Below are 3,149 nucleotides of genomic sequence, written 5' to 3'. Positions count from 1 at the left end.
GTGCGCACCGCTTGGGCTATCTGCACGACTTCGACCAAGCAAGGGAATTGGCCCTCACTTGGATTCGATCGAGTGGCCCTTTGGGCAATGTTGCCGCTTGCAGTGACAACTACCTGGTAGCGTTGGACTATGTCGCACCAGTCTTTCCAGACATGGTACTCCTAGCGATAAAACAAGCATCTGTGGAACCTGGGTTTGCATCGAGGGAGAACAAGAACTTCAATAGATTCGTTAGCCTGCTATGCCACCTTGCCTATGAGGATGAGAGCTTCAATTGCGCGGTGGAAATACTCCTAAAGTTTGCCGAAACCGAAAAAGATGGTGAGAACAATAACAGCATCGTCGGACAGATGCGACAACTGTTCTCACTTCATCTTTCTGGGACCGAGGCCACGCCTGAGCGGCGACAGGTATTTCTTCAAAAGCTGCTCACTTCCGGCAGCACAAGACACCAAGAAATCGCCGGACAGCTTTTCCACTCCGCTTTCGAAACGCATCAGTGGACCTCTTTCGGGACGTTTCATTTCGGTGCGCGCAGGAGAGGCACCGGTTGGAGTCCCAGCACTCATGACGAAAGCATTGCTTGGTACCTCGGCTACATTCGGTTGTTGCTGCCCATCCTGAACTCAACACAGCAGAAAGATCGGGACTGGGCAAAGACGTTGCTAGCGAGCCATTTTCGCGGATTGTGGTCATCTGCAGAATGCTTCGATGCGCTCGAACAGATCATCCTCGATTATGGGCGGAACGGCGAATGGCCGGAGATGTGGAGGTCCATTAAGCAGACCATTCACTTCGACCGAGACCTGCACACCCCGGAACTGATTGCTCGGCTTGAGTTACTCGAGACGCTGACCTCTCCATCCGATCTCTACTCTGAGATTCAAGCTTATGTCTTGGTCGACACATGGGACCATATCGAGTTGCGTGGCACCAACTACCAAGAGAGCACGGCGAAAATGTACGGCAAGGTCGTCAAATTGGGAACGCTCGCAGCATCTCGACCTGAGTATCTCGAACGCTTAGGCGCCAAACTTTGGGAGATGCGTGTTCAGCCAATTTGGTGGTTTGGGGAAGGATTGGCGATTGGGAGCATGGACTGCCTTTCGATGTTCAATCTCCTCGTCGCTTTGTTTCAAAGGCATCGATCTGACTCGGCCTTTCCTAATCTATTGACGGGCTACGTGCAAGGGGTCTATCAGCAAGACGCTAGTCAAGCGCGCCAACTCGTAGAGCACGCATTGGACATTTCTGAACTGAAGCCATATGCGATCGCACTTCTCACAACGGTTCCGGTTGTCCCCTGGGTATCGGAAAAGCTACTGGAACTCGCGCACGAGGGCGAACTCGAGGCTTGGCGTTTCGAGCAAATCAGCTATGGGAGGGCACATGAGGCAATTCCGGATAGCGAATTAGCAGCGCTCCTCGTGGAAATCAACGCACTGAACAAAGGTTACCTTTCCTCGATTCAGATACTGTCCATGCGCTTCTTTGAGAAAGAACTCCGCAATTACACGCCGAGCGAGGAGCTATGTGCGACGGGTAGAGCAGCCATTCGACAATTTGTCTCGGCTCACCGGGATGACCTAAGGCGAACGCAGTTGCATGGAGTTGAACGCGTCCTCGGGGAAGTTTTCAGTCCTTCAACGCCGCAGAGTGATGCCAAGGAGATCATCGAGTCTCTCTGCGAAGGAATAAAAACGTATCGGCTATTTGCATCTGATATTTCCGAGATCACGACAGCAATGATCACGAGATATCCGGAATTGTTCCTTGACTCAATGCTCAACGACCACTACGAAGCAGGAACGCGGATACTCAGGGAACGGATGGGTAAGAAAAGCCCATCACTCAATGACGCTTCGGTGGATAGGATCTTGGCGTGGTGCGACGGGGACCAACAACGCATTGCCAAGGTTGCCAAAATGATAGATGTCTACTCTACAAATAGCCGAGAAAATGTATCAGATCACAATCCGAAGAGCATGGTGCTTAGCGAACACGCGAAGTCGCTCCTAAAGGAGGCAGACGACAAGTTATACATAGTTCAGACGTTCTACGAAGATATCTGGCCTAGCAATTGGTCTGGATCGCTTGCCGACATCATTGACGCTCGGTCCAAAGCGCTCGCAGAATTGCTGAACTACCCTGACCCTGCGGTAAAGGCCGTTGTCAGGACTGAAACGGATCTTCTCGAGCAAAAAATTCGCCGGGAGCGGGAGCGCGAGGCTGCAGAACATAACAGACGCGAGCAGCGTTTTGAGTAATCGGCACCCCGCCGGAGCGACTACGGAAGTTAATTGTCGAGCCAAGCGTCTCCAACCTTTACCTCGACTTTCGACATCAAGATTGAATGCTGTCCAACGACTTATAGAGAACGTCCACCTACGCCATCATGCTCTCGTCGAGTCTGCTGATTGTGTGAGGAAGATCGGCCACGATCGCGTCCATGAAGTGATAGGTGTACGGATCTATAGTCTTCATTCAACAAATGGGTTGGCGAAAACCAGCGTCGTGCGTATCGCCAACTAACACATCGATTTCGCCGACGAGCAGACGCGTATCGACACTCATTGGGGCGCCAGAGCATACATGGCGAGAGTGAATAAGAATCAAGCTCGCATACCATTAATCTTGCCATGTGCTGGCCGAGGTGCTACAGCTAATCCCTGAACTCCCAGACTTTTCCGACGACAATAAAATCGCGTTTATGTCCGATTACGGTGGCGAGCATGACGATGCTCGCTTCAGCAGGAGCAGGAGCAGGAGCAGGAGCAGAAGCAGAAGCAGAAGCAGAAGCAGAAGCAGAAGGACGATTCACGATTCCTACAGCGAGTTCAAATACAAAGACCTCAAATACGACCCGCGGTGCCCAAGCCCCTGCTCTGTCGAATTCCCATCTGGCAACCAGCTTCACTGAGGTAGGGGACGAGGATATGTCACCTTTGCCTAAGAACTGCCTGCACTCGCCATCGATCGCGTAGGCGAGTGTCACTGCCCAGCCCAACAACCCAGCGAAACCGCATGTCGCAGGAAATTTTCTCCAGCAACATGCGTTCGCTTCGAATCGAATAAACAGCAACGCCGCTCAGCCGCTTACGCTCTTCCCGCTCCCCTCCCCATGATGCGGCAAGCGATGCGAAACCTCA

The 3,149-nt window shown here is 52.3% G+C and carries 2 protein-coding genes; one reads left to right on the top strand and one right to left on the bottom strand.

Annotation, left to right across the window (positions count from 1 at the left end):
* Positions 1 to 2,267 (top strand): hypothetical protein (locus tag PQQ51_RS34145; protein WP_408501595.1); only part of this gene is annotated, 2,267 nt, incomplete at its 5' end.
* A 395-nt stretch (positions 2,268 to 2,662) separates the two neighbouring features.
* On the opposite strand, the gene PQQ51_RS34140 is transcribed toward PQQ51_RS34145, so the two are convergent.
* On the bottom strand, positions 2,663 to 2,995 hold the full coding sequence (locus PQQ51_RS34140; protein WP_408501594.1) for a hypothetical protein: 333 nt from the start codon (positions 2,993 to 2,995) through the stop codon (positions 2,663 to 2,665).
* Positions 2,996 to 3,149 lie beyond the last annotated feature (154 nt).

The organism is Paraburkholderia xenovorans (genome assembly GCF_046030735.1).
Taxonomy (GTDB): domain Bacteria; phylum Pseudomonadota; class Gammaproteobacteria; order Burkholderiales; family Burkholderiaceae; genus Paraburkholderia; species Paraburkholderia xenovorans_A.
This window is presented reverse-complemented; position numbering and strand designations above follow the sequence as displayed.